23 protein-coding genes are annotated in these 24,478 nt (G+C 66.6%); 11 read left to right on the forward strand and 12 right to left on the reverse strand.

Annotation, left to right across the window (positions count from 1 at the left end; all coding sequences use genetic code 11):
* Positions 1-9: 9 nt before the first annotated feature.
* From HV793_RS21120 to HV793_RS21135, 4 genes are all read left to right on the forward strand, one after another.
* Positions 10-1,020 carry an NADPH:quinone oxidoreductase family protein gene (locus HV793_RS21120; RefSeq protein ID WP_175213888.1) on the forward strand — a complete coding sequence of 337 codons (1,011 nt, stop codon included), beginning with the start codon at positions 10-12 and terminating at the stop codon, positions 1,018-1,020.
* 61 nt (positions 1,021-1,081) lie between these two features.
* The gene (locus HV793_RS21125; protein WP_175213889.1) at positions 1,082-2,038 is read left to right on the forward strand and encodes a Bug family tripartite tricarboxylate transporter substrate binding protein; all 957 of its coding nucleotides are present in this window, start codon (positions 1,082-1,084) and stop codon (positions 2,036-2,038) included.
* A gap of 30 nt (positions 2,039-2,068) precedes the next feature.
* Positions 2,069-3,304, forward strand: coding sequence for an acyl-CoA dehydrogenase family protein (locus HV793_RS21130; RefSeq protein ID WP_175213890.1), 1,236 nt, complete (start codon positions 2,069-2,071; stop codon positions 3,302-3,304).
* Positions 3,301-4,440 (forward strand): CaiB/BaiF CoA transferase family protein, encoded by a 1,140-nt coding sequence (locus HV793_RS21135; protein ID WP_175213891.1) that lies wholly within the window; start codon positions 3,301-3,303, stop codon positions 4,438-4,440. Before HV793_RS21130 ends, HV793_RS21135 begins: the two co-directional genes overlap by 4 nt.
* Positions 4,441-4,465: 25 nt before the next feature.
* Here HV793_RS21135 and HV793_RS21140 read toward each other — a convergent pair whose 3' ends face one another.
* The 11 genes from HV793_RS21140 to HV793_RS21190 all read right to left on the reverse strand — a co-directional run bounded on the left by HV793_RS21140 (position 4,466) and on the right by HV793_RS21190 (position 15,831).
* On the reverse strand, positions 4,466-5,101 hold the full coding sequence (locus HV793_RS21140) for a helix-turn-helix domain-containing protein (RefSeq protein WP_175213892.1): 636 nt from the start codon (positions 5,099-5,101) through the stop codon (positions 4,466-4,468).
* A gap of 83 nt (positions 5,102-5,184) precedes the next feature.
* Positions 5,185-6,639 carry an N-acyl-D-amino-acid deacylase family protein gene (locus tag HV793_RS21145; RefSeq protein WP_175213893.1) on the reverse strand — a complete coding sequence of 485 codons (1,455 nt, stop codon included), beginning with the start codon at positions 6,637-6,639 and terminating at the stop codon, positions 5,185-5,187.
* A 12-nt stretch (positions 6,640-6,651) separates the two neighbouring features.
* Positions 6,652-7,665, reverse strand: a complete 1,014-nt coding sequence (locus HV793_RS21150) for an ABC transporter ATP-binding protein (RefSeq protein WP_054450273.1) — start codon at positions 7,663-7,665, stop codon at positions 6,652-6,654.
* Positions 7,666-7,673: 8 nt separating this feature from the next.
* On the reverse strand, positions 7,674-8,681 hold the full coding sequence (locus HV793_RS21155) for an ABC transporter ATP-binding protein (RefSeq protein WP_054450277.1): 1,008 nt from the start codon (positions 8,679-8,681) through the stop codon (positions 7,674-7,676).
* An 8-nt stretch (positions 8,682-8,689) separates the two neighbouring features.
* Complete coding sequence (locus tag HV793_RS21160) at positions 8,690-9,565, reverse strand: ABC transporter permease (RefSeq protein ID WP_175213894.1); 876 nt, start codon at positions 9,563-9,565, stop codon at positions 8,690-8,692.
* A gap of 13 nt (positions 9,566-9,578) precedes the next feature.
* On the reverse strand, positions 9,579-10,514 hold the full coding sequence (locus tag HV793_RS21165; RefSeq protein WP_175213895.1) for an ABC transporter permease: 936 nt from the start codon (positions 10,512-10,514) through the stop codon (positions 9,579-9,581).
* Between the two features lie 52 nt (positions 10,515-10,566).
* Positions 10,567-12,138 carry an ABC transporter substrate-binding protein gene (locus HV793_RS21170; RefSeq protein ID WP_119448993.1) on the reverse strand — a complete coding sequence of 524 codons (1,572 nt, stop codon included), beginning with the start codon at positions 12,136-12,138 and terminating at the stop codon, positions 10,567-10,569.
* A 52-nt stretch (positions 12,139-12,190) separates the two neighbouring features.
* Entirely contained in the window at positions 12,191-13,636 is a 1,446-nt protein-coding gene (locus tag HV793_RS21175) for a M81 family metallopeptidase (protein ID WP_175213896.1), read from the reverse strand.
* Positions 13,637-13,763: 127 nt separating this feature from the next.
* Entirely contained in the window at positions 13,764-14,180 is a 417-nt protein-coding gene (locus HV793_RS21180) for a RidA family protein (protein WP_054450287.1), read from the reverse strand.
* Between the two features lie 29 nt (positions 14,181-14,209).
* On the reverse strand, positions 14,210-15,346 hold the full coding sequence (locus HV793_RS21185) for an NAD(P)/FAD-dependent oxidoreductase (protein WP_175213897.1): 1,137 nt from the start codon (positions 15,344-15,346) through the stop codon (positions 14,210-14,212).
* A 113-nt stretch (positions 15,347-15,459) separates the two neighbouring features.
* Positions 15,460-15,831 carry a tRNA-binding protein gene (locus HV793_RS21190; protein ID WP_119448997.1) on the reverse strand — a complete coding sequence of 124 codons (372 nt, stop codon included), beginning with the start codon at positions 15,829-15,831 and terminating at the stop codon, positions 15,460-15,462.
* Between the two features lie 181 nt (positions 15,832-16,012).
* Here HV793_RS21190 and HV793_RS21195 point away from each other — a divergent pair, with 181 nt between their 5' ends.
* A complete protein-coding gene (locus HV793_RS21195) occupies positions 16,013-16,612 on the forward strand; it encodes a nitroreductase family protein (protein WP_054450292.1) in 600 nt (199 codons plus the stop codon).
* Positions 16,613-16,710: 98 nt separating this feature from the next.
* Here the strand turns inward: HV793_RS21195 and HV793_RS21200 are convergent, their stop codons facing one another.
* A complete protein-coding gene (locus HV793_RS21200; RefSeq protein ID WP_119448998.1) occupies positions 16,711-17,478 on the reverse strand; it encodes an extracellular solute-binding protein in 768 nt (255 codons plus the stop codon).
* 132 nt (positions 17,479-17,610) lie between these two features.
* On the opposite strand from HV793_RS21200, the gene HV793_RS21205 reads away from it, so the two are divergent.
* The 6 genes from HV793_RS21205 to HV793_RS21230 all read left to right on the forward strand — a co-directional run bounded on the left by HV793_RS21205 (position 17,611) and on the right by HV793_RS21230 (position 24,448).
* The gene (locus tag HV793_RS21205) at positions 17,611-18,600 is read left to right on the forward strand and encodes a lysozyme inhibitor LprI family protein (protein WP_310530668.1); all 990 of its coding nucleotides are present in this window, start codon (positions 17,611-17,613) and stop codon (positions 18,598-18,600) included.
* Between the two features lie 430 nt (positions 18,601-19,030).
* Complete coding sequence (locus HV793_RS21210) at positions 19,031-19,753, forward strand: META and DUF4377 domain-containing protein (protein WP_054450298.1); 723 nt, start codon at positions 19,031-19,033, stop codon at positions 19,751-19,753.
* A 132-nt stretch (positions 19,754-19,885) separates the two neighbouring features.
* The gene (locus HV793_RS21215) at positions 19,886-20,392 is read left to right on the forward strand and encodes a sigma-70 family RNA polymerase sigma factor (RefSeq protein WP_054450300.1); all 507 of its coding nucleotides are present in this window, start codon (positions 19,886-19,888) and stop codon (positions 20,390-20,392) included.
* Positions 20,389-21,372, forward strand: coding sequence for a FecR domain-containing protein (locus tag HV793_RS21220; protein WP_054450303.1), 984 nt, complete (start codon positions 20,389-20,391; stop codon positions 21,370-21,372). Before HV793_RS21215 ends, HV793_RS21220 begins: the two co-directional genes overlap by 4 nt.
* 66 nt (positions 21,373-21,438) lie before the next feature.
* The gene (locus HV793_RS21225; RefSeq protein WP_175213898.1) at positions 21,439-23,877 is read left to right on the forward strand and encodes a TonB-dependent siderophore receptor; all 2,439 of its coding nucleotides are present in this window, start codon (positions 21,439-21,441) and stop codon (positions 23,875-23,877) included.
* 127 nt (positions 23,878-24,004) lie between these two features.
* Positions 24,005-24,448 (forward strand): CopD family copper resistance protein, encoded by a 444-nt coding sequence (locus HV793_RS21230; protein ID WP_054450306.1) that lies wholly within the window; start codon positions 24,005-24,007, stop codon positions 24,446-24,448.
* Positions 24,449-24,478: the final 30 nt, after the last annotated feature.

Below are 24,478 nucleotides of genomic sequence, written 5' to 3' on the forward strand. Positions count from 1 at the left end.
GAGAGAACCATGCGAGCCGTCATCTGCCGCGGGCTGGACGATCCCAGCCAAGTCAGCGTCGAGACCTGCGCCGCGCCGCCTTTGCCGGCGGACAGCGTGCGCATCGAAGTGCATTCCTGCGGCGTGAGCTTCGCCAACCTGCTGGTGTTGCAGGGCAAGCACCAGAACCGGCCGCCGCTACCCCTGACGCCAGGCACCGAGGTCGCGGGCATCGTGCGGGAATGCGCCCCGGGCGTGACGCTGTTCCGTCCGGGCGACCGGGTGGTGGCCGGCGTGCAATCGGGCGGCTTTGCCAGCGAAGTGGTGGCGCCGGTCGACACGACATTCGCTCTGCCCGACGGTGTGGATTTCGATAGCGCCGTACAGTTTCCAACCATCTACGCCACGGCCTATGGCGCGCTGCGCTGGCGCGCGCATCTGCAGCCGGGCGAGACGGTGCTGGTGCACGGGGCCAGCGGCGGCAGCGGGCTGGCGGCCATCGAGATCGCCAAGCGGCTGGGCGCGCGCGTGATCGCGTGCGCCAGCACCCAGGCCAAGCTCGACGCGGCGCGGGCGCACGGTGCCGACCACGGGCACAACTACCGGGAAGGCGGCTTCCGCGACGCGGTGCTGGCCCTGACGGATGGGCGCGGCGCCGATGTGATCTTCGATCCGGTGGGCGGCAAGGTGTTCGAGGAGTCGTTGCGTTGTGTCGCGCCTGAAGGACGCTTGATTCCGATGGGATTCGCTGGCGGTGACATTCCGCAGATTCCCGCCAACATCCTGCTGGTCAAGAACGCCACCGCGATCGGCATCTATTGGGGCTACTACATGGGCTGGGGCAGGGTACCTGTCCCGCCCGAGCGCAGGGCGGCGGTGCGCGCCGCCTTCGCCACGATGTTCGATTGGGTCGTCGAAGGGGCGCTGAAACCCTACACCCAGCAGACCTACCCGTTGGAGGCACACGCGGCAGCATTGGCCGCGCTGGCCTCCCGCGAGGTCATCGGACGGGTCGCCTTGCATCCGCAGTCATCTTCCTGACCGCGAAGCGCTGGCGCCCGCAATTCCAAAAGACAACAGAGCACACAAAGGAGTTGGAGACATGAAACGATTGACCACCTTGCTCGCAGGCGCCATGCTGGCGCTGGGCGCCCAGATCAGCCATGCATTTCCGGACAAGCCGATCCGGCTGATCGTCCCGTATCCCCCCGGCACGGGTACCGATACGCTGGCGCGCTACACCGCGCGCCAGTTGGAGGCCAAGCTGGGCCAGCCCGTGATCGCCGAGAACCGCCCAGGCGCGAGCGGCATTATCGCGACCCAGGCCGTCGTGTCGGCGGCGCCCGATGGCTATACGCTGCTGCTGGCGGCCAATGCGCCCGTGGCGACCAACGTCGCGGCGTTCGCCAAGCTGCCGTACGACCCCTTGGTCGACCTGGCGCCGGTGGCGGTGCTGGCACAGGCGCCCATGGGCTTTTATGTCTACCAGGATTCGCCCTACAAGACGGTCGCGGACCTGGTGGCGGCCGCCAGAAAGGATCCGAAGAAGCTGAACTACGGGGCGGGAAGCGCCACCTACCAGATTGCCAGCGAATGGTTCCTGTCGCTGGCGCAGGCCAGCGCCAACGGCATTTCCTACAAGGGGGCGGGGCCGGCCTTGAATGATCTGGCGGGCAAGCAAGTTGACTTCGTGATCGCTGAGTACAGCGGCGCGCAGGCCCTGGTGCAGGTGGGCAAGCTGCGCTTGCTGGCGGTGACGACCGATAAGCGATTGGCCAGCGCGCCGGACGTGCCCACCTTGCAGGAACTGGGCTACAAGGACTTCTTCAAGGTGGCGTGGTGGGCCATGTTCGCGCCGGCCAAGACGCCCGCGCCGGTCGTGAAGACCCTGCAGGACGCGCTGCTGGAGATCTACGCCGATTCCAAGACGCAAGCCTTCCTGGCGCAGAGCAATTTCATCTCCTTCATCGGTGATGCCGCCGCGCTGGCCAAGTTCCAGAGGAAAGAGATCGAGCTTGAGATTGCCACGGCCCAAAGCGCCAACATCCCCAAGCAATAGCGCCCAGCCCCTACGACAGGACGTTCTTCCATGAACATGCAAGCTACGCTCGCGTGGCCGTTCTTCGAGCCTCGGCATCAGGACCTGCTGCGGCAGGCCGATGCCTGGCTGGAGGCGACGCCCGCCTGGACCGCGCCGCAAAGCCGGGCGGAGATGGACGAGCAATGCCGGCGCCTGGTGGCCGGCATGGGCCAGGCGGGCCTGCTGGCTCACGCCGTGCCCGACCCGTTCGACGCCAGCGCCCGCATCGACACGCGCGCGGTCTGCCTGCTGCGCGACCGGCTGGCGCAACATGGCGCGCTGTTGGATTTCGCGTTCGCCATGCAGGGCCTGGGTTCGGCCGCCATTGCGCTGGACGGTACGCCCGCGCAACGGCAACGGTATCTGGCTCCCGCCCGGGCAGGTCGCCGCATTGCGGCGTTCGCGCTGTCGGAGGCGCAGGCGGGTTCCGACGTGGGCGCCTTGTCGTGCGCGGCCAGGCAGGATGGCGACGCCTATGTCCTGGACGGCGAGAAAACCTGGATTTCCAACGGCGGCATTGCCGACCACTATGTCGTCTTTGCGCGCGATCCGCGCAGCGCCGGGGCCAAGGGGGTATCGGCTTTCCTCGTGGACGCGGATACGCCGGGACTGGAGATCGCGGAGCGCATCGACGTCCTGTCCCCGCATCCGCTGGCCACCCTGAAGTTCACCGCCTGCCGTGTCGCGGGCGGGCAATTGCTGGGCGAGCCGGGGCAGGGCTTCAAGCTCGCGATGCGCACGCTGGATATCTTCCGGACCTCGGTGGGCGCGGCGGCGCTGGGCTTTTCGCGCCGGGCGCTGCAAGAGGCCACGCAGCATGCGCTGCAACGCGAGATGTTCGGCAAGACGCTGGCCGATTTCCAGCTGACCCAAGCCCGGTTGAGCCAGATGGCAACCCAGACCGAGGCTTCGGCGCTGCTGGTCTATCGCGCCGCCTGGGCCCGCGATGCGGGGCAGGGTGCGTCGCGCGATGCGGCCATGGCAAAGCTGGCCGCCACCGAGCATGCGCAGCAGGTGGTGGATGCCGCCTTGCAGATGCATGGCGGGCTGGGCGTGCGGACCGGGCACATCATGGAGCAGTTGTACCGCGACGTGCGGGCGCTGCGCATCTACGAGGGCGCGACCGAGGTCCAGCATCTGATCATTGGACGCGATCTGTTGCGCGAGGCGCGTGAGCAGCTCACGCCGGCGCTCCCGTCCACTCAAGGCCCGAGCAGGGCAACCCCTAACCAGGAACGAGCATGACAGGCCCTTTGTCCGGTATGCGCGTCATAGACGCCAGTAACTTCGTGTTTGGACCGATGGCGACCCAGTTGCTTGCCGACATGGGCGCCGATGTGATCAAGGTCGAGCCGCCGCAGGGCGACCCGATGCGCATGGTCGGCAAGTCGCGTAACGCCAGGATGGGATCGTTCTTCCTGAACCTGAACCGCGGCAAGCGCAGCGTGGTCCTGGACTTGAAAAATGCCGCCGATGTGGCGCGGCTGGACACACTGCTGGCCACCGCCGACGTCTTCGTGCACAACATGCGGCCCGCAGCCGCCAGGCGCCTGGCCATAGACTACGACAGCCTGGCGCAGCGCCATCCGCGGCTGGTCTATGCCGTGGCTCTCGGTTTTCATCAGGACGGCCGCTACGCCGAGCGCCCCGCGTATGACGACGTGATCCAGGGCATGAGCGGCGTCGCCGGCCTGCATGCCAGGATGTATGGCGAGCCGGGCTTCATTCCGATGCTGTTCACCGACAAGCTGTGCGGCGTCTATCTGGCGGGCGCTATCGCGTCGGCGCTGGTGGCGCGAGCCGCCAGCGGGAAGGGGCAGCAAGTGGAGGTTCCCATGTTCGAAACCATGGCCTCTTTCAATCTGGTCGAACATCTGGCTGACAGCATATTCAGCGGTTCGGAGACGGCGGCCGTACCGCGCGGCTATGAGCGGGTCTTCAGCCGCTACCACCGGCCCTTGAAGACCCGCGAGGGCCATGTCTGCCTGGTGGCCAACACGGACGCGCAGTGGCAGCGCCTGTTCGCCTTGCTGGATCGGCCTGATTTGGCCGCCGACCCGCGGTTCCTGACCATGGGAGACCGCATCCGCCACGCCGAACCCTTATATGAGGAAGTCAGCCGCAGCCTGCTGGAACGCGACGCGGCGGAATGGCTGGCGCTGTTCCTGGAGCACGACATCCCCGCGGGACCGGCCAACAGCCTGGATGACCTGCTGCGCGACCCGCATCTGGCCGACGTGGGCTTCTTCGAGACCGTGGAGCACCCGACCGAAGGCGAACTGCTTTGCGCGACCACACCGCTGCGGTTCTCCGCAAGCCCCAGAGCGTCCGCGGGCGTGGCGCCCGGGCTGGGCGAGCACAGCGCCGAACTGCTGGGCTAGGGGCCGCACAGCGCTAAAGCACGGATCATTCGGGCGGCTTCAACCGCGACGGCACCTCGCCCACGTCGCTGCACACCGCCAGCACTTCGGCGGGCTTCTTGCTCATGGACAGGTACACGTGGCCGATGCTGCTGTCGAAGTAGGCGGTCTCCAGCTTGCCCAGCACGACGCTGTCGCCATTTTCGAACTGGATGCGGACCTTGCCCGACAGCACCAGCGCGAATTCCTGGCCCGGGTGCCGGATGTAGTCCTCGAACTCCACCACCTTGCGCGAGTCGATGAGCGCCAGCATGGGCGTCATCTTCTTGCCGGGGTATTCGCCCATGAGCAGGCGGTAGTGGTAGTTCTCGGTGACGTAGTCGCGGGCGTCGCTGAGCTTGTTCTTGACGAAGGTGGGGGCGACGGCGGCCTGCGAGGCGTCCGGCAGCATGAACATGCGGGTCATGTCTATGCCGAGCGCGCCCGCCAGGGCGGCGAACTTCTCGTAGCTGAGGGCGATCTGCCCCAGCTCCGCCTTGGACAGCGTCGAGACCGCGATGCCGCTGGCGCGGGACAGCGCCTGCAGGGTCATCTTGCGCGCCTTGCGCTCGGCCCGCAGGCGAGCGCCCATTTCTTCCTTGCCGACGATCTCGGGCGGGGATGTAGTGCCGGGTAGGGCCATGTAGCGATCTGGCAGGTAGGAGGTGGTTGGGGCAGGGCCCGCAAGCCCCGCTGCGTATGCCGGATTGTAAGGGCTGGCCGGGATCAGGCACCCGCCCGGTTGAGGACGCGGCCCGCGTGCTGGCCGGTGAAGGCCTGGCCTTCCCAGACGGGCGCGCCGTTGACGTACACCGAGTGGATGCCCGCGGCGCGCTCGGTGGGACGATCGAAGGTGGCCGAGTCGGCCACGGTGGCGGGGTCGAAGACCACCAGGTCGGCGTAGTAGCCGGGCTGCACCTGGCCGCGTTCGGCCAGGCCGAACTTGGCGGCGGTCAGGCCGGTCATCTTCCAGACCGCGGTTTCCAGCGGGAACAGGCCCAGGTCGCGTGAGTAATGGCCCAGCACGCGCGGGAAGGTGCCCCACAGTCGCGGGTGCGGACGCTCGTCGTGGGGCAGGCCGTCGGAGCCGATCATGGTGGGGCCGAACGCCAGGATGCGCTGCACGTCGGGCTCGTCCATCATGAAGTAGATGGCGCCGGCGGGCTGCAGCTCCGGCACCACGTCGTACTTGGATTTGCCGCGCTCGGCGGCGATTTCCTCCAGGTCGCGCCCGCTCAGTTCGGGAAAGGGCTTGCACCAGGTGATGAGCGTGCGGCCAGCCAGCAGCACGCGGTCCTGCTTGAGCATGGTGGAGCCGGCCACGTAGGGATAGGCGTCCAGCGACACGTCCTGGCTGGCCATGGCGGCCTCGATCAGCGCCAGCGTTTCCTTGGAGCGGCCGAAGTTGGGCTTGCCCATGACCTTGTGGTGCGAGATCACCACCGGCACGTGCAGTTCGCGGCCGATGCGGAAGGTCTCTTCCAGCGCCGCCACGATATGTTCGCCTTCGTCGCGCATGTGGGTGGCGTAGACGCCGCCATGCGTGCCCAGCGGGCGGCACACCTCGATGATTTCCTCGGTGCTGGCATGGGCCGCGGGCGGATAGAACGCGCCGGTGGAAATGCCGATGGCGCCGCTGGCGAGCGCGTCGTCGGCCAGCGCCTGCATGGCCTGGATTTCCGCCGCCGTGGCTTCGCGCTTCAGATCGGGCATGACGGCGGCGCGCAGGGTGGAATGGCCTACCATGCAGGCGGCGTTGACCGCGGGCGGCGCGGCGCGCAGGGCCTCCAGGTAGTCGGAGAAGCGCTCGAAGCGGAACGAGCCGCCTTCGTCCAGCAGGTCCAGCGGCGCGGGCGGGTTGGCATGCGCCAGCGGCGCCAGGCTGATGCCGCAGTTGCCGGTGACCACGGTGGTGACGCCTTGCGAGATCTTGGGCGTCATGTCGCGGTGCTTGAGCAGATAGTTGTCGTCGTGCGTGTGCGAATCGATGAAACCCGGCGACACCACTTTGCCGGCCACGTCGATGCGCCGCCGGGCACTGCTGGCGCTCAGGTCGCCGACGGCGGCGATGCGGTCGCCGCGCACGCCGACATCGGCCAGCCGGCCCGGCGAGTTGGTGCCGTCGATGACGGTGCCGCCGGCAAGGATGTAGTCGAACGGGGTGGCGTCGGTCTGGGACATGCGTATCTCCGGCTAAACGGGGGTGGCGAAGTGGCAGGCGACCTGCTGTTCGGGGGCGATCTGGCGCGGCTGCGGCGCTTCCTCGGCGCAACGCGGCTGCGCCATCGGGCAACGGGTGCGGAAGGCGCAGCCCGAGGGCGGCGACAGCGGGCTGGGAATCTCGCCCTTGAGCACTTCCACGGGCTTGCGCTCGCCCTGTCGGGCCGAAGGGACGGCGGCCAGCAGGGCGCGGGTATAGGGATGGGCGGGCCGTTCGAAGATGGCCTCGCGGGTGCCGGTCTCGACGATCTTGCCCAGGTACATCACGGCGACGCGATGGCTGATGTGGCGCACCACGCTCAGGTCGTGCGAAATGAAGACATAGGTCAGCCCCAGGTCGCGCTGCAGGTCCATCAACAGATTGATGACCTGCGCCTGCACCGACACGTCCAGCGCCGACACCGGTTCATCGCAAACGATCAGGCCCGGGTCCAGCGCCAGCGCGCGGGCGATCACGATGCGCTGGCGCTGGCCGCCGGAGAACTCGTGGGGATAGCGGTCGGCGGCGTCCGGGCGCAGGCTGACGCGGGCCAGCAACTGCGCGACTCGGTCGCGGATGGCCGCGCGGCTGTGGCCGAAGGCGCGCAGCGGCTCGCCGATGATGTCGCGCACCCGCATGCGCGGGTTCATCGACGAGAACGGATCCTGGAAGATGAACTGCATGCGCTGGCGCATGGCGCGCAGCTCGCGGCTGTTCATGGCGGCCAGGTCGCGGCCTTCCAGCAGGATGCGACCTTCGGTGGGATCGGTCAGGCGGATCAGGCATTTGCCGGTGGTCGATTTGCCGCAGCCGGATTCGCCCACGAGGCTCAGCGTCTGGCCGCGCGGCACCGACAGGGAAACGCCGTCGACCGCGCGCAGCACCTTGGCGCCGCTGCCGCTGTCCACGGGGTAGTGTTTCTTCAGGCCGACGACTTCCAGCATGGGCGGGGCGTCGGCGGCGGGCGCGGACACGGCGCTCGCAAGGGGGATGTCGTGCAGATTCATGGCGGGCCTCAGGCGGTCAGGGCGGCGGGGGCGGGTTCGGCCGCGCGGGCCCAGCACCAGACGCGGTGGCGGCTGCCGGCATCGGCGGCCGGAGGCGCCTGCTCGGAACAGCGCGGTTGCGCCTCCGGGCAGCGCGCCGCGAAGGCGCAGCCGCGCGACTCGGGCGTCATCACTGGCACGATGCCAGGCAGCTCGGCCAGCCGCGCCGTATGGTCCTGGCCGTCGGCGAAGTCAGGCAACGAGCGGATCAGCGCCTGGGTATAGGGATGCTGCGCACGGTCCAGGATGTCGTCGACGCTGCCTTCCTCGACCTTGCGCCCGGCGTACATCACGATGACGCGCTGGCACATCTGCGCGACCACGCCCAGGTCATGGGTGATCAGCACGATGGAGGTGCCCAGCCGCTGCTGGATTTCCCGCAGCAGGTGCAGGATCTGCGCCTGGATGGTGACGTCCAGCGCGGTGGTGGGCTCGTCGGCGATCAGGACCTTGGGCTGGCAGGCCAGCGCCATGGCGATCATGGCGCGTTGGCGCATGCCGCCCGACAGCTGGTAGGGATACTCGCGCACCCGGCGCGCCGGGTCGGAGATCTGCACCAGCTCCAGCAGCGATTCGGCCTGCGCCATGGCCTCGCGCCGCGACAGGCCCTGGTGCAGCATGAGCGATTCGCTGATCTGCCGGCCCACCGTGAACACCGGGTTCAGCGAGGTCATGGGTTCCTGGAAGATCATCGAGATCTGGTTGCCGCGGATCGCGCGCATGGCCTTTTCTGGCAGCGCCAGCAGATCCTGGCCGTCGAACTCGATGCTGCCGCCGGCCACTCGCCCGGGGGCGCGCAACAGGCGCATGATGGACAGGGACGTGACGCTCTTGCCGCAGCCGGATTCGCCGACCAGGCCCAGGGTTTCACCGGGCATCAGGTCGAAGGACAGGCGGTCCACGGCAAGCACTGTGGTTTCATCGCCATCGAAACAGGTGGTGAGGTCGTGCACGCGCAAGACGGGTTGGGTTTGCATGGGCGCTCCTACAGCTTTTTCGCCAGGCGGGGATCGAGCATGTCGCGCAGCCCGTCGCCCACCAGATTGACGGCCAGGACGGCCACGCCCAGGAACAAGCCCGGATACAGGATGATGTGGAAAGCCACGGCCACGAAGTTGCGGCCTTCGGCCATGATGTTGCCCCAGCTGGGGATCTGCGGCGGTATGCCCACGCCCAGGAAGCTCAGTACGGCCTCGGTCAGGATGGCGGACGCCGCGATGAAGGTGGCCTGCACCATCAGCGGGGCGAACAGGTTGGGCAGGATGTGGCGCAGCAGAATCGCGGGCACGCGCGTGCCGGACGAAATGGCGGCCTCGATATAGGGCTGCTCGCGTATCGTCAGCACCAGCGCCCGCACCAGCCGCACCACGCGCGGCACCTCGGGGATGACGATGGCGATGATCACGGTGCCCAGGCCGCCCTTCAGCGTGGCCATCAGGGCGATGGCCAGCAGCACGCCCGGAATGGCCATCAGGCCGTCCATGATGCGCATGATGAAGGCGTCGATGCGCCGGAAGTAGCCCGCGGCCATGCCCAGGGCCACGCCGGCGACGGTGGAGACCATCGCCACCACGATGCCGACCACCAGCGAGACGCGGGCGCCCCAGACGGTGCGCGAATAGACGTCGCGGCCCAGCGCGTCGGTGCCGAAGAAGTGTTCGGACGATGGCGGCTTCATGCGCGCCAGCGGATTGATGTCCTGCGGATCGACGGTGGCCAGCCAGGGCGCGGCCAGCGCAATCGCGGCCAGCGCCAGCAGGATGGCGCCGCCGATGTAAAGCATGGGATGGCGGCGCAGCGAGCGCAGCACGCGGCGATGGCGCGGCCGGCGCGCGGGCAGGGACAGGGTAGTGGTCGTCATGCGTAGTCCCCGTTCAATAGCGGATGCGCGGATCGAAGAGCCGGTAGCTCAGGTCGACCAGCAGGTTGATCAGGACATAGATGCCGGAGGCCACCAGCAGCACGCCCTGGATCACGGGATAGTCGTGGCGCAGCACGGCGTCGATGGTCAGGCGGCCCAGGCCGGGAATCGCGAATACGGTTTCCGTGACCACGACGCCGCCGATCAGCAGGGCCACGCCCACGCCGATGGTGGTGACGATGGGATTGGCGGCATTCTTCAGCGCATGCCAGACGATGGGGCCAGCCGCCAGGCCCTTGGCGCGGGCGGTGCGGATGTAGTCTTCGGACAGGGCTTCCAGCATGGTGGCGCGCGTCATGCGCGTGAGCAGCGCCATGTAGACCAGGCCCAGCGACAGGCAGGGCAGCACCAGATGGCGCAGGTAGGGCACCACGCCGTCGGCCAGGGGCTTGTAGCCCTGCACCGGCAGCCAGCCCAGCTTGATCGAAAAGCCGTAGACCAGGCTGTAGCCGATCAGGAACACCGGCACCGAGAATGCGCAGACCGCGCCTATCATGACCAGCCGGTCGAGCCAGCGTCCCGCGTGCCAGGCCGCCAGCACGCCCAGCGGAATCGCCGCGATCACCGCGAACAGCATGGTGAAAATGGCGATGGACAGCGTCGGCCCCATGCGCTGGCCGATCAGCTGCGAGACCGGAATCTGTGTCGACATCGACGTGCCCAGATCACCAGTGGCGATGTGGCTGACCCAGATGCCGAACTGCTGCAGCAATGGTTTGTCCAGCCCCAGGTTCTGGCGGATCTTCTCCACGTCGTCGGCGGTGGCGTTGTCGCCCGCGATCACCGCCGCGGGATCGCCCGGCGACAGGTGGATCAGCAGGAACACCACGACCGCGACCACGGCCATGACAGGAATGACGGCCGCGATGCGGCGCAGTATGTATTTCACGCTGGTTTTCCCCCGGCTTGTGGCCGGGCGCACATGGCGCCCGGCGCCCGCCTTACGGCTTCTCGATGTTCCACATCACCGGGATGCCGGTCTTCAGCAGTTCGGTGTGCTGCAAGCCGCGGAACGCGGACACGGGCTTGAATTCCCCCCACATGACATACGGCACGCTCTGGTAGGCGCGCGCCTGCATCTGCGCGGCGATGTCCTTGCGCTTGGCCGGGTCCGTTTCGCGGATCCAGCTGGTGCGCAGCGCGTCCAGTTCCTTGTCGCAGGGCCAGCCCGGCAGGCTGTTGCCGCAAGCGGCGGACATCCAGGGATTGGTCACCGGCGTGCTGGCGTCGTAATAGCCGCCCCAGGTCAGGAAGACGTTCCAGCCGCCTTGCGCGGGCGGATCCTTCTTCAGGCGGCGTCCGGCCAGGGAGGCCCAGTCCATGGATTGCAGGTCGACGTTGATGCCGGCCTTCTTCATGTTCTGCGTCAGCACCATGACGGCGGGCGCGCTGAGGTGGTCCGTGGGGTACAGCACCACGACTTTCTCGCCCTTGTAGCCGGCTTCCTGCAGCAGTTGCTTGGCGCGCGCCGGGTCGGTCTTGGCATACGGCGCCGCGCCCGCGTCGCTGGCCAGCGGCGAGCCGCAGACAAAGAGGCTGGGGCAATAGTCCACGCGGTATTTCTCCGGGTAGCCCATGGCCGACAGCATTTCCTTCTGGTTCACCAGGTGGTAGAGCGCCTGGCGGGCAAGCTGGTTGTCGAAGGGCGGATGCAGCGAATTGAGGATGACCATGCCCTGCGTCGCGACGGACGTGTTCAGGGTGATGTCCTTGTTGGTCTCCAGCACGGGCAGGAAGTCGGGCGTGGTCTGTTCGATCATGTCGACTTCGCCGTTCATCAGGGCGGCGGTGGCCGTGTTGCCGTCGGGAATGTAGACCCACTCGACGCGGTCCACCTTGACGTTCTTGCCGCCCGCCAGGCCGTCGGCAGGTTCCGTGCGCGGCACGTAGGCCGGGTTTTTCACGTACACGACCTTGTTGCCCGGCACCCATTCATCGCGCTTGAAGAGGAAGGGGCCCGAGCCGACCATTTCCGTGACCTGGGTGTTCGGGTCCGTCATGGCCAGGCGCTTGGGCATGATGAAGGGCGGCATGCCGGAAGGCTTGGACAGGGCGTCCAGCACCAGGCCGAAAGGCTCCTTCAGCGTCAGCGTGAAGCTGTTGTCGCCGGTCACCGCGAGTTCCGCGCCCGCGGCCATCATGGCCTGGCCCAGCGTGTCCTTCTTGGCCCAACGCTGGATCGACGCCACGCAGTCCTCGGCCTTGACGGGTGTGCCGTCATTGAACTTCAGGCCTGGGCGCAAGGTGAAGCTCCAGCTCTTGCCGTCCTCGGACACGGTCCAGCTGTCCACCATCTGCGGCTTGACCTGGCCCTTGCTGTCCTGCGAGAACAGGGTGTCGAACACCATGTAGCCGTGGTTGCGCGTGATGTAGGCCGTGTTGAACAGCGGGTCCAGCGTCTTGAGGTCCGCGTGCGGCACCAGGCGCAGGGTCTTGGTCTGCGCCAGCGCGCCGGTGGCGGCCCCCATGGCCAGCAGGGCGGCTGCGCCCAGCAAACTGAAACGTCTGATCATTGTTATCCCCTTCGTTATTCCCATGCCCTGGTCGGGCGGCGATCGTTGAGCCTCAGGCCTTGAACGGCCACTTCGGCAATTTGCGCTTGGTGTAAGGCAGCGCGTTGTAGTCGGTGGTGATGGCGCCCGGCGTTTCCACGTAGATGACGTGGCGGCCGACCTGCGAATACGAGGCGTAGAAATGCTGCGACGATTTCACGATGATGAGCCTCATGGCCTGCAGGTCCACGCCGAACTGCGTGAACAGGTCGGTGCCCATGGCCTGGGTGCGGTTGGTGGTCAGGGCGATGGTCACGCCCTGGCTGCGCACGATGGCCACGTCGCCCAGCAGGGCGGGCGTGCCGGCCAGCCCGGTCATGATGGCGTCGCGCTTGAGCGCCACGATTTCGCAGTCCAGGTCCAGCGGCTGTCCCGATACCGGCGCGACCTTGCCGCCGATGCGCAGCTGGATGCGCGCGCCTTCGCCAGCTTCGAAACAGAGCTGCACCGCCACCGGATCCCAGAAGGGGCCGGTCGCGACGTCGGTGATGCCGCGCGCCAGCACGCGTTCCAGGATGAAGGTGGCGTCGCTGGGGGCGCCGCCGCCCGCGTTGTCGGCGGAATCGGCCAGCACCACCGGGAAGTCGTTCAACGCCAGGGCCTGGTCCAGCGCTTCGTCGGCGCCGGGGTAGGGCGGCGCCAACTGGTTGCGAAAGCCGATGATCTCTTCGCCCAGCGCGCGCGCCAGGGCGTTGGCCTGGGCCTGGTCGCCGTCGGTATAGACCAGCACCTTGGAACCCATGTCGGGGGTGTCGCCCCACGGGAAGCCATGCGCGATCGACACCGACAGCACGCCTTCCTTGCCTTCCATCGCGAGCAGGCGGTCGACGAAGCTGCGCATGGGTTCGCGGCTGGTGTGCATGATGGAGATCATCTCGCAGTCGTACACGGCGCGCGCCGGCTTGATGCGGCCTTCGGCGCGCGCCACGCACAGGTCCACCAGGTCGTAGGCGCGTTCCAGGATGTCGGTGTGCGGATATTCCTTGAAGCACACCAGGAAGTCGGCGCTTTCCACCATGTCCGCCGTCATGTGGCAATGCGGGTCCAGTTCGGCGCCGATCACGGTGTCGGGGCCCACGATCTCGCGCGCGCGGCGCAGCAGGTCGCCTTCGCAGTCGTCGTAGCCGTCGGCCACCATGGCGCCGTGCAGGCCGAACAGGGCGATGTCGACGCGGCCCGCGCGCTTCAGGTCGCCCAGCAGTTCGTCGCGCAGGGTTTCGTAGGCGTGGCGGGTGGTGATGCCGGCCGGCGTTGCGCCGGCGGTCAGGCCTTCGATCAAGGTCCAGTTCTTGCCTTGCGCGCGCTGGCGCGCCGCCCACAGCGGCCCCGAGAACATCTGCATGCGGTCCGGATGCTGGCCTGCGGGGTAGTAGCCGCGCGCCCGATAGGCCGACAGCCCGGTCGGGATGGGAGAGAAGGTGTTCGTCTCGGTCGCCAGGGACCCGGAAAAGATTTTCATGCTGCCGCTCCGCGTAAGGATGTGCACATGGGGGCGCAGGCGTTGCCGCGAGCGCAAGGAAAAGACCGCACCGCCTGGCGCGAGGGCCGGGCAGTGTCAAACCATCGGACAGGCCCGCGGGGCGGGATCAGGCTTCGGACACGGGGCCCGGCGTGTAGCCGCCGTGCGCGACTGCCGCGCCCAGCCAGGCCTGCACCTCGATTTCCACGTCCACGCCCATGGCCAGCTTGGCCTCGACCGTCGAACGCGAAGGGAAGTCGGACGAGAAATGGCTGCGGTAGGCGTCGTTGAACTGCGCAAAGAGCTCCAGGTCCGACAGCCATACCGTCACGCGCACCACGTCCTTGAGGGTGGCGCCCGCCAGGGCCAGCGTTTCCTTGATGCGCTCGATGGCGGCATGGGTCTGGGCGGTGATGTCGCCGCGCACGACCTGGCCGTTGGCGTCCATCGGGATCTGGCCCGACAGGAACAGGAAGCCGCCGGCCTGGGTGGCGCGGGAGAACGGCAGGGGCAGGGGGCTGGGGTAGCGGGCAATGGTGGTCATGGTGGACTCTCGCAGGCAAGGGGGTGGGTTCAGCGCAATCGCGCAGGACGCACGGCTTCGGCATTCACGCCGTGCGCATGCAGATGGGCGGGCAGCGGCTGGCGCGTGAGCAGCGCGGCAGCCAGCTCAGAAGTCGCCGCGGCCGTCTGGATACCATAGCCGCCTTGGGCCGCCAGCCAGAAGAAGGCGGGCGCATCGGCATCCCAGCCGACCACGAAATCGCCGTCGCGCACGAAGGAACGCAGGCCGGCCCAGGTGTGCTTGGGGCGGCGGATGGTGAGCGAGGTCGCGCTTTCGATGCGGTAGATGCCGGTGGCCACGTCCAGTTCTTCCGGCACCACGTCATGCGCGGCGACCGGATCGGCGTTGGCCGGCGATCCCAGCAATTGGCCGGCATCGGGCTTGAAGTAATAGCTTTCGTCGACGCCGACCACGGCCGGCCAATGGGCAAAGTCCACGTCCTGCGGGCCGGAGAACGTGAAGGCGGTGCGGCGGCACGGCTGAAGGCCGACGGGCGAGGCCCCGCAGAGGGCCGCGGTATGGTCCGCCCAGGCGCCCGCGGCGTTGACCAGCGCTCGCGCACGCAGGCTGCGGCCATCGGCCAGCGTCAGCGTCCAGACGTCGCCCGCATGGGCGGCCGACACGACTTCGGCATTGTTGTGCAGCACTGCGCCCTGGCGCGACATGCCGCGCAGAAAGCCCTGATGCAGCGCGTGCACGTCGATGTCGCGCGCGTCCGGTTCTTCGATGGCGCCGCAGATCTGGTCGGCGCGCAGACAGGGCACGCGCTCGACGGCCGCTTCGGCGTCGATCAGCGCCACATTGGGCGATTGGCTGCGGAAGTCGTCATAGACCTGGCGCAGCAGGTCCCGCTGTTCGGGCGTGGCGATGTACAGCACGCCGCGCGGGCTGAGCAGCGGATGCTCGCTGAAGCCCTGCGGCGGATTTTCGTAGAAGGCGCGGCTGGCGCGCGTGAGCGCCTTGATCTGGTCCGTGCCGTAGGTTTCCATGAACATGGCCGCGGAACGGCCGGTGGAGTGGTAGCCCGGCTGGGCCTCGCGTTCCAACACGGCCACCGAGGCCGTGGCGCTCAGGCGGTAGGCCACGGAAGCGCCGGCGATGCCGGCGCCGATCACGGCGTAATCGAATAGGGGTTCTGCTGTCATTTTGTCGGAAGCGAGAATTCTCTTATTTGATAATTCTCGAATACGATAGTTTTTTGACGGCAGACAAGTAATAGGGGAAAGCCCCGATGGAGGAAACTCCGGGGCTCGGGAGGTCAGGTCAGGCGGGTGCCATTGGGAACCTGATCGTCCGGCACTGCCAGCACGATGCCGCCGGACTCGTCCGCGAAACCCAGCACCAGCACTTCGGATTTCATCGGCCCGATCTGGCGCGGCGGAAAGTTCACCACCGCCATGACGCGCTTGCCCGTCAGCTGTTCCAGCGTGTAGCGATCGGTGATCTGCGCCGAACTCTTGCGGATGCCCACGCCGGCGCCGAAATCTATCGTCAGCTTGTAGGCGGGTTTGCGCGCCTCGGGAAAGGCTTGCGCCGACTGGATGGTACCGATGCGGATGTCGACCTTGAGAAAGTCGTCAAAGCCGATATCGGCGGCGGCGGGGGTGTTCGGGTCTTGGGTGTAATGCACGTTGGGTCCTTGGATTGGGCTGTCCGTCACCTTGCGCAGAGCCGATTTGGTCGATAGGCGGAACAGTTTGTTCCGCGCAATGGGGTGTTTTTTGGCTTCCTGGACGTATTCGGGACAATTGCCGGTCGGTAGAATTCGCCATGCATTTTCCTCTATCTACTCGTCGGAAGGCCACAACGTCATGAGCAACGCTTATCTGGACGCCCTCAAGCAGCGTCGCACGCAGTACTCGCTGGGCCGCAACCTGTCGATCTCCAAGGAGGAACTGACCTCCCTGATCCAGGAAGCGATCAAGCACAGCCCCTCGTCGTTCAATTCGCAAAGTTCGCGCGCCGTGATCCTGTTCGGCGCCGAGAGCGAAAAGCTCTGGAACATCGCGATCGAAGAAGTGCGCAAGGTCGCGCCGGCCGAGAGCTTTGCCCAGACCGAAGCCAAGCTCAAGAGCTTCGCCGCGGGCGTGGGCACCGTGCTGTTCTTTGAAGACCAGGGCGTGGTGCAGGGCTTGCAGGAAAAATTCGCGCTGTACGCGGACAACTTCCCGGTCTGGTCCGAGCAGGCGGGCGGCATGGCCCAGTTGTCGGTCTGGAGCACCCTGGCCAGCGCGGGCGTGGGCGCCAGCCTGCAGCACTACAACCCGCTGATCGACGCCGCCGTCGCCCGCGAATGGAACGTTCCGGCGTATTGGAAGCTGCGCGCGCAGATGCCGTTCGGCTCCAACGAAAACGGCTTCGGCGAAAAGGCGTTCATGGACGACGCCGAGCGCTTCCGCGTGGCCGGCTGAGTTTTCGGGACGCCTTGCGCGTCCCGGTCCGAGCGCATCGGAAAGCCCGCAATTCCCAGGGAATCGCGGGCTTTTTTACGTCCGGCTCCTGGCGGACTTCAATCCGTCTTCCAGCCCCATTTCTTGAAGATCGCCCGGCCTTCGGGCGCGGTCAGGAAGTCGACAAAGGCCTGCGCCTGGGCATTGCCCTTGCCTTTCCTGGTCACGACGGCGCCCGCGTCGCGATAGATGCGGTAGGGCTCTTCCACCTCGACCATGCTGGCGAGCTCGGGGTTGGACACCTGCCAGATGTTCCAGATCAGCCAGGCGTCTATGGTCTTGTCCTCGGTCCATTGGGTGCGCGCCTGTGCGCTGTTGCCGGCCTCCGGCAGCACGAGGTTGGCGCGGAAGGCGCGCACGGTTTCGATGTCGCCAAGACGGCCGGCCACGTCTTCCCACAGTCCCGTCTGGCCCGCGCCGGACACGGCCATGACCTTGATGCCGGGCTTGAGCAGATCCTTGAAGCCCTTGATTGCCTTGGGATTGCCCGGACGCACCAGGATGGCCGAGGGCCTCAGGTACAGCGTGCGGGCCTCGCGCAGCTCGAACACGCCGGGCAGCGCCGAGGCGAAACCACTCATCATGTTTTCGGCGCCGCTGTAGATCACGTCGGCGTCCTGTTTGGCCTTGTCGGCCCAGGCCGGCGTGGGGCCCGCGGTGACGCTGACGTCAATGCCGTGCAGCTTGCCGAACGCAGTGGCCGCTTCCTTCATCGCCGGCGCGGGACCGCCGGGGCCGTACACGTTCAGGCCCGGAGCGGCCCAGGCGCTGCCGGCGGCGGTGCAAGCCAGGGCAATGCCGCAGGCAAACGATCTGATCGACTTCATATCAAGACTTCCATTTCTGCGCTGACCGACGCCGGGCGTCCGGCGCGTTCGGCTGGTTGATCCGTGGCGTGCTGCGTGGTCTCTTGCGCGGCTTGCCACTGAGTAGACGAGCAGGGGAAGGGGAATATTCCAATGGACTGTGCAATCCGCGCTGCGTTGCAGAGCGTTGAACTCTGTTTCCAGTCTGTTAAAAAGTCGCGTGCAAAATTGCAGCCTTGCTGCCGCCTTGCGATGAATGGCTTAACGGTCTGCAAGCATCGAAACGCTGCGCAGCGCATTCTCAAAGAGAAACGTCACATGAAATCTGGAATCCCCGTGGGCCGCCTGCTGTGCGTCGCCGGCCTGTTCGCGCTTGCCGCGCCCGCCTATGCGATCGATTGCGCCAAAGCCGCCAGCGCCGTGGAAAAGCTGATCTGCTCGGACCGCAAGACCGTGGCGGCGGACGCCGAGTTGAACCGGGCTTACGCCGCGATTCTGAAACAGGCTCCCGACGGAGATATCCGCGCCATGCTGGCGCACAACCAGAAGCGCTGGATTGTGGCGCGCGACCGCGCGCTCACGAACCTGATCGAGGACCCGAGTTCGGTTCCCGACGGCAAGACGGCCGCAGGCGTCGCTCGCGATTTGATCCAAAGCCGCACGGCGCAGCTCAAGGAGACGCACAAGGGCGCAACGCTCCCCGACATGATCGGCAGCGCAGTCCGCCAGCAGCAGTTCCAGGCGCAATTCACCGGCGGCGCTTACGCCGGCTACTCGACTTCTTGCGACGTCTTCCCAGGCGAAAATGCCTACTACGGCTGCTTCGCGACGCGGCATTACCAGAATAATGACCGCATCTGCTCGGTCGACGAGTACTGGGCGTCGGGCGGCGTCTACACCAAGCGTTATGTCGCCAACGTCGTGGACGGCAAGCCGCAGTTGGCGGCATCCTGCTCGTTCAGCAGCTCGGACGAGGCATGCTCCGATAAGGCGGGCGAGACAAAATGGAACATGAAGCCGAAAAAGCCAGACTTTTCCTATCCAGCCCAGCCGCTGCCCAAGATCGATGGAGAGATCGTGGGCGATGACGACTATGAGTGGGCTCGAGCCTGCCTGACGGGCGCGGCCTACCCTGCCAATTGACGCTGGCGAGCCGATCGCGAGCGCGCGATCGGCCTTGTATTGCGGTGGTTTGCGCGTATTGCGTGCAGTTCCCGGTGGATTGGCAATACTTGCAGTATTTTGAGGGTTATGTATTTAGTTGTAAGTCAAGCGGAACCTCACGGTGATCCGCTGGCAGGCAAGAGCGCTATACGTTTACCTAGGGAAAACCCGTAGATTGCGTTGCTCTGAGGGTGTTTTTCAGGCCGGATCTGCGGCAAGATTTTGAAACCGACTGGATGGCTGCGTGTTTAAAACGTCCATCCCGCGAACGTAGAATCCCGTTTTTCATCAGTGCCATCCGGCTGACAGGACACGAACCATGAAGAAAACCATCCTCCTTGCGTCCGTATGCGCCGCGCTGCTGCAAGCTTGCGCTCCGACTTCCTCTCCCCGTGAAGGATCGTCCTCCATGCCCACTACCGCCACCACGCCCGCCAGCCCTGAAGTTAGCCTGCCCGCCTATTACTGGCGCCTGGCTTCCGCCACCGATGCAGCGGGCAAGCCGATAGCCGCGCTGCAGGCTGGCGTCGAACACCAACTGCGCCTGTCGTTCACGCAGGACGCCTTGAACATCCGCGGCGGCTGCAATGCGCAGTTCGGGGGCTACACCTACAAGAACGGCGTGCTGCAGGTGGCGAACCTCGCGTCGACCATGAAGGCCTGCGACCAGAGCCTGATGCGCCTGGACGCCGAGATCGGCCAGCGCATGAAGGGCGACCTGCGCGCCACGCTCAGCGGACACGCTTCCGAACCCGGACTGGAGCTGGTTGCGCAGGACGGCAGCGTCCTGAAGTTCGTCGGCGAACCGACGCCCGAGACCCTGTACGGCAGCGCTGGCGAAATCATGTTCCTGGAAGTTGCCGCGAAGAAGACGGAGTGCAGTCATCCGCTGATTCCCAATTATCAGTGCCTGATGGTGCGCGAGCGCCGCTACAACGAAGCCGGCGTGCAGCAGCCTACCCAGGACAAGTGGCATCCGTTGTATCAGTCCATCGAAGGCTTCCAGCACCAGGATGGCGTGCGCACCGTGCTGCGCGTGAAGCGCTACGACTGGAAGAACCCGCCCGCGGATGCGCCCAAGCAGGTGTATGTGCTGGACATGGTGGTGGAGCAGGACGCGTCGAAGAAGTAAGACGCCAGCTTCCCTCTGGATTTCCCCATTGCGCCCGGCCCCTGGATTCAGCGGCCGGGCGCAGTCATTTCACCCGGTGCAGGGTACTATGTTGTAAATTGTAGTCATTCTCATTTATAACCGTGCGTCTTCATGGCCGCCTCCGATCCCTCTCCGCGGCACCCCCTGCATACGCTGTACCAGGAACACCAAGGCTGGCTGCAGGGCTGGCTGCGTAAAAAACTGGGATGCGCTTTCGACGCCGCCGACCTGGTGCATGACACCTATCTGCGTGTGCTGGCCCGCCGTGATCCGGGCGACATCCGCGAGCCGCGTTCCTATCTGGCGACCATCGCGCACGGTCTCATGGTGAATCACCTGCGCCGCAGGGATCTCGAACGCGCCTATCTGGAAACGCTGGCGCAGCTGCCCCAGGCGCAGTCGCCGTCACCCGAGGAGCGCGCCCTGGCGCTGGAAGCCCTGTGTGAAATCGACGCCATGCTGGATGGCTTGCCCGTCCCGGTGCGGCGCGCTTTCCTGCTTTGCCAGCTTGAAGGGCAGACGCACGCGGATATTGCCAAGACGCTGGGCGTGTCGGTCGGCTCGGTGCGGCTGTACATCGCGCGCGCCCTGCGCCAGTGCCTGGAGTTCGCGCCATGAGCGCCGGCGAGGCAGGGCGCATCGATCCGCGTGCGTTGGACGGCGCGGTGGACTGGTTTCTGCGGCTGACCTCGGGCAGCGCCAGTCAGGCGGACCGAGAGGCGTGGCAAGCCTGGCGCCAGGCCGATCCTGAACACGAGCGCGCCTGGCAGCGCACCGAAGCGCTTACGCGCCGTTTTGAGGCGTTGCCCAAGGGCATGCTGCCCGTGTTGGGGCGACCGCGCTCGTCCGCCCGCCGCGCCGCGCTGGGCAAGCTGCTGGTGCTGATCGGCGCCGGAGGCGCCATCGGCTACGCGCAGGTCGATGAAGCCTGGCGCGGCTGGGTGGCGCAATACCGCACTGCTGTCGGCGCCCGGCGCGAGGTGATGCTGGCGGACCATAGCCGCGTGGTGCTCAATGCCGCCACCGCCATGGACGTCCTGTTCGATGCCCAGCAGCGGCTGATCGCGCTGCACGGCGGCGAAATCCTGATCGAAACCGCGCCGGACCCGCAACAGGTTTCCCGGCCGTTCATCGTGCGCACCCGCGAAGGCAGCATCACCGCATTGGGTACGCGCTTCGTGGTCAGGCGCGACGATGGCGTATCGGCGGTACAGGTTCTGGAAGGCGCCGTGCGCGTGGCGCTACCGGGCGCTTCGGCGGATGCGGCGCGCATCGTGCCCGCCGGCATGGGCCTGCGCTTTGGCGGCGGCCATATCGATGACGCCCAAGCGCTGACCGGCGACCCCGCCGCCTGGCAGCGCGGCATGCTGCAGGTCGACGGCATGCCTTTGAATGAATTCCTGCGCGAGCTTCAGCGTTACCGCACGGGCTGGATCGATTGCGCGCCCGAAGTGGCGCATCTGCCGATTTCCGGCGCCTTCCCGCTGGCCGAACCCGACCGGGTGCTGGCCACGGTGGCGGACACCCTGCAACTCGGCCTGCGCCATCGCACCCGCTACTGGGTGTCGCTGGTGCCGCGCGGCGGGACTATTTTGTAACGGCGACTAGCACTTTCTGCGTCTTATCTGGCTACGAGGGTAAGACCAACATCTGGAGTGCATGTCATGCCCCGTCAGCTTCCCCCGTTGCGCGCAAGCGTCTCCTTCCCCGCCTTGCTCGCGGCAGGCGTATTCGCGCTGCCTCTGGCCGGGTTGATAACGCCTGCCCAGGCGCAGACGCAGGCGGGGCAGGTGAGCGTAGCCATCGAGCCCGGGCCGCTCAGCGCGGCGCTGTCGGCCTACGCGGCCCAGGCCGGCGTCCTGCTGTCGTTCGATCCTGCTCTGACGCGCGACCTCCAGTCGCCGGGATTGCGCGGCAGCTATGGCTTCGAGGAAGGGCTGCGCCAGCTGCTGGCCGGCAGCGGGCTGGAATCGGCGCGGCGCGCGGACGGCGGCTACACGCTGCGCAGATTGCCGCAGGGCGAAGTCACGGCCTTGCCCGCCGTGACCGTCACCGGCGCTGGCGACGAAGGTCCCTCCGAAGGGACAGGCTCCTATACCGTGCCGGCAACCAGCGCCGCCACCCGCATGCCGCTGTCGCTGCGCGAAACCCCGCAATCCATCAGCGTCGTCACGCGGCAGCAGATGGACGACCAGAACCTGAACACGCTGGACGAGGTGATGCGCCAGACTCCCGGCATCGCCGTCGACCGGCTGGATGAGCGCGTGCAATTCACCTCGCGCGGTTTTGCGTTGAACACCATGCTTGACGGCGTGCCCACGCTGTCGTTCAAGACGCCGTCGGCCGAGGCGGGCATGATCAACACCGCCATCTACGACCGGGTGGAAGTCGTGCGCGGCGCCGCAGGCCTGCTCAACGGCGTGGGCGAACCCGGCGGTTCGGTGAACCTGGTGCGCAAGCGCCCCACATCGGAGTTTGCCGGACACGTCACCGGCGGCGTCGGCCGCTGGAACAGCTACAACGCCGAAGCCGATCTGGGCGGCCCGCTGAACAGCGCCGGCACGCTGCGCGGCCGCGTGGTTGCCGCCCGCACCGCGGGCGACAGCTTCATCGACTACAAGAAGCGGTCCGACGATGTCTTCTACGGCATCCTCGAGGCCGACATCCTGCCCAGCACCACGGTCAGCCTCGGCTACGAGCACCAGAAGACCGCCATCGACGGCGCGAACTTCGGCCAGGCGCCGCTGTTCTACAGCGACGGCACGCGCACGAACTTTCCCAGGTCCTTCAATCCCGTGACGCCGTGGAGCCAATGGGACATGTATACGGACCGGATATTCGCGACCTTGGACCACCGCTTCGGCAGCGGCTGGCACGTCAAGATGGACGCCAGCCGCCTGAAAAACGAAAGAAAAGCCGCCTGGGGCTATGTCCTCGCGTATCAGCCTGTCGATCCGTCCGGCGCGTCCACCATCGAATTGCGCGACAACCCCGCAAGCTCCACCAACAAGTCCTTCGACGTCTACGCCGAAGGGCCGTTCCAGGCATTCGGCAGGGAGCACCGGGCCGTCCTGGGGCTGAGCTACAACCGCTACACCAGCGAACTCAACCTGAACTCGGCGAATCCCGCCGGCTGGGACCGTCGGCGCGTGAATCTCTACGAGCTGCGCGACGTGCCGCGGCCCGCCATGCCCTACACGTTCTACAACACCTTCCTGGATGCGAAGGAGACCGCCATCTACGGTTCCGCGCGCCTGAAGGTGGCCGAGCCTGTGTCGCTGATCCTGGGCGCGCGGACCACCTGGTACGAAGAAAACTCATCGGCCTACAACGGTCCCGCCAACACCTGGACCCACAACCCCACCGCAAAGGAAAACGGCGTCTTCACGCCTTATGCCGGCGTGGTCGTGGACCTGAGCAAGGATTATTCGGCCTACGCCAGCTACACCCGGATCTTCATTCCCACCACCTCGCGCGACGCCAGCAACGTGGTGCTGCCTCCTCAAACCGGCCAGAACTATGAAATCGGCCTGAAGGGCGAACACCTGGACGGCAAGCTGAACACAAGCTTCGCGATATTCCGCACCCAAGAGGAAAACGTTGCGGTGGAGGATCCGTCCAGCCCGCCGCTGCCGGACGGGAGCACTCCCTACCGCGCCGTCAAAGGCGCGCGCAGCAAGGGTTTCGAGCTGACCGCATCCGGCGAAGTGGCGCCGGGCCTGCAGCTGATGGGCGGCTACACCTACTTTGCCAAGCGCGACGCCGAAGGCGCATTGCTGTTGCCGAGCACGCCGCAGCGGCTGTTCCGCCTGGCCGCCAGCTACAGGCTGCCGGGCGAATGGAGCAAGCTTACGATCGGCGGCAACGTCAGCTACCAGAGCAGCATCTACTACGACGAAGCCGGCGGGCTAGGGCGCGCCAGCCAGGGCGGCGTCACGCTGTTTGGCCTGATGGCGCGCTATGACTTCAACAGGCATGTGTCCGCGTCCGTCAACGTGGAAAACCTGACCGACAAGTATTACTACAGCGGTCTGGGGGGCTACAACGGCTACAACTACGGCACGCCCAGGAACGTCTGGATGAAGGTGAGCTACAAGTTCTGAGGACCGGGCAAGCCAGGCGGCGGGGGCGCGCGGAGGCTTTCGCGCGAGGCGGGTTTGATGTTTGTCATGTCCGCGGCTTCCGGGTTGATGGGACAATCCTCGTTGATGGCCATTCCCGATCGCAGCCATGAACACCTACCCCTTGCTGCTCATCCTGCACCTGCTTGCCGCCTTCCTGTTCGTCGGCACCGTTACGTTCGAGGTGCTGTTCCTGGAACCCGTGCACAAGCGCCTGCCGCCCGACGTGCGCCGCGCGCTGGGCAGCCAGCTGGCGCCACGCGTGCGGGCCGTGCTGCCGTGGTCGGTCGTCGTGCTGTACCTGGCCGGCCTGGGCCTGGCCTGGCAATACCGCAGCGCGCTCGCCAACCCGTTTGCATCGTCCTTCGGCGTCCTGCTGTCGCTGAAGATCGCGCTTGCCTTGAGCGTGCTGGTCCATGTCGCGACCGCCTTGACGCTCGCTCGCCGCAAGCGCCTGACTGGCGCATTGAGCCGGCGCATGCATATCAGCGTGTTCTGCCACATGGTGCTGATCGTGGTGTTGGCCAAGGCGATGTTCCACGTGGCCTGGTGAGCGCGGAGGCCGCGGCGCCGTAGGAGCCCC

Origin of the sequence: Achromobacter aegrifaciens (assembly GCF_902859965.1) — a bacterium.
Lineage (GTDB): Bacteria > Pseudomonadota > Gammaproteobacteria > Burkholderiales > Burkholderiaceae_B > Achromobacter > Achromobacter aegrifaciens.

Bases quoted from the DNA above. Each gene is read 5' to 3' on its own strand.
- HV793_RS21120 (WP_175213888.1), top strand. From the start codon at position 10: ATGCGAGCCGTCATCTGCCGCGGGCTGGACGATCCCAGCCAAGTCAGC.
- HV793_RS21125 (WP_175213889.1), top strand. From the start codon at position 1,082: ATGAAACGATTGACCACCTTGCTCGCAGGCGCCATGCTGGCGCTGGGC.
- HV793_RS21130 (WP_175213890.1), top strand. From the start codon at position 2,069: ATGAACATGCAAGCTACGCTCGCGTGGCCGTTCTTCGAGCCTCGGCAT.
- HV793_RS21135 (WP_175213891.1), top strand. From the start codon at position 3,301: ATGACAGGCCCTTTGTCCGGTATGCGCGTCATAGACGCCAGTAACTTC.
- HV793_RS21140 (WP_175213892.1), bottom strand. From the start codon at position 5,101: ATGGCCCTACCCGGCACTACATCCCCGCCCGAGATCGTCGGCAAGGAA.
- HV793_RS21145 (WP_175213893.1), bottom strand. From the start codon at position 6,639: ATGTCCCAGACCGACGCCACCCCGTTCGACTACATCCTTGCCGGCGGC.
- HV793_RS21150 (WP_054450273.1), bottom strand. From the start codon at position 7,665: ATGAATCTGCACGACATCCCCCTTGCGAGCGCCGTGTCCGCGCCCGCC.
- HV793_RS21155 (WP_054450277.1), bottom strand. From the start codon at position 8,681: ATGCAAACCCAACCCGTCTTGCGCGTGCACGACCTCACCACCTGTTTC.
- HV793_RS21160 (WP_175213894.1), bottom strand. From the start codon at position 9,565: ATGACGACCACTACCCTGTCCCTGCCCGCGCGCCGGCCGCGCCATCGC.
- HV793_RS21170 (WP_119448993.1), bottom strand. From the start codon at position 12,138: ATGATCAGACGTTTCAGTTTGCTGGGCGCAGCCGCCCTGCTGGCCATG.
- HV793_RS21175 (WP_175213896.1), bottom strand. From the start codon at position 13,636: ATGAAAATCTTTTCCGGGTCCCTGGCGACCGAGACGAACACCTTCTCT.
- HV793_RS21180 (WP_054450287.1), bottom strand. From the start codon at position 14,180: ATGACCACCATTGCCCGCTACCCCAGCCCCCTGCCCCTGCCGTTCTCC.
- HV793_RS21185 (WP_175213897.1), bottom strand. From the start codon at position 15,346: ATGACAGCAGAACCCCTATTCGATTACGCCGTGATCGGCGCCGGCATC.
- HV793_RS21195 (WP_054450292.1), top strand. From the start codon at position 16,013: ATGAGCAACGCTTATCTGGACGCCCTCAAGCAGCGTCGCACGCAGTAC.
- HV793_RS21200 (WP_119448998.1), bottom strand. From the start codon at position 17,478: ATGAAGTCGATCAGATCGTTTGCCTGCGGCATTGCCCTGGCTTGCACC.
- HV793_RS21205 (WP_310530668.1), top strand. From the start codon at position 17,611: ATGGACTGTGCAATCCGCGCTGCGTTGCAGAGCGTTGAACTCTGTTTC.
- HV793_RS21210 (WP_054450298.1), top strand. From the start codon at position 19,031: ATGCCCACTACCGCCACCACGCCCGCCAGCCCTGAAGTTAGCCTGCCC.
- HV793_RS21215 (WP_054450300.1), top strand. From the start codon at position 19,886: ATGGCCGCCTCCGATCCCTCTCCGCGGCACCCCCTGCATACGCTGTAC.
- HV793_RS21220 (WP_054450303.1), top strand. From the start codon at position 20,389: ATGAGCGCCGGCGAGGCAGGGCGCATCGATCCGCGTGCGTTGGACGGC.
- HV793_RS21225 (WP_175213898.1), top strand. From the start codon at position 21,439: ATGCCCCGTCAGCTTCCCCCGTTGCGCGCAAGCGTCTCCTTCCCCGCC.
- HV793_RS21230 (WP_054450306.1), top strand. From the start codon at position 24,005: ATGAACACCTACCCCTTGCTGCTCATCCTGCACCTGCTTGCCGCCTTC.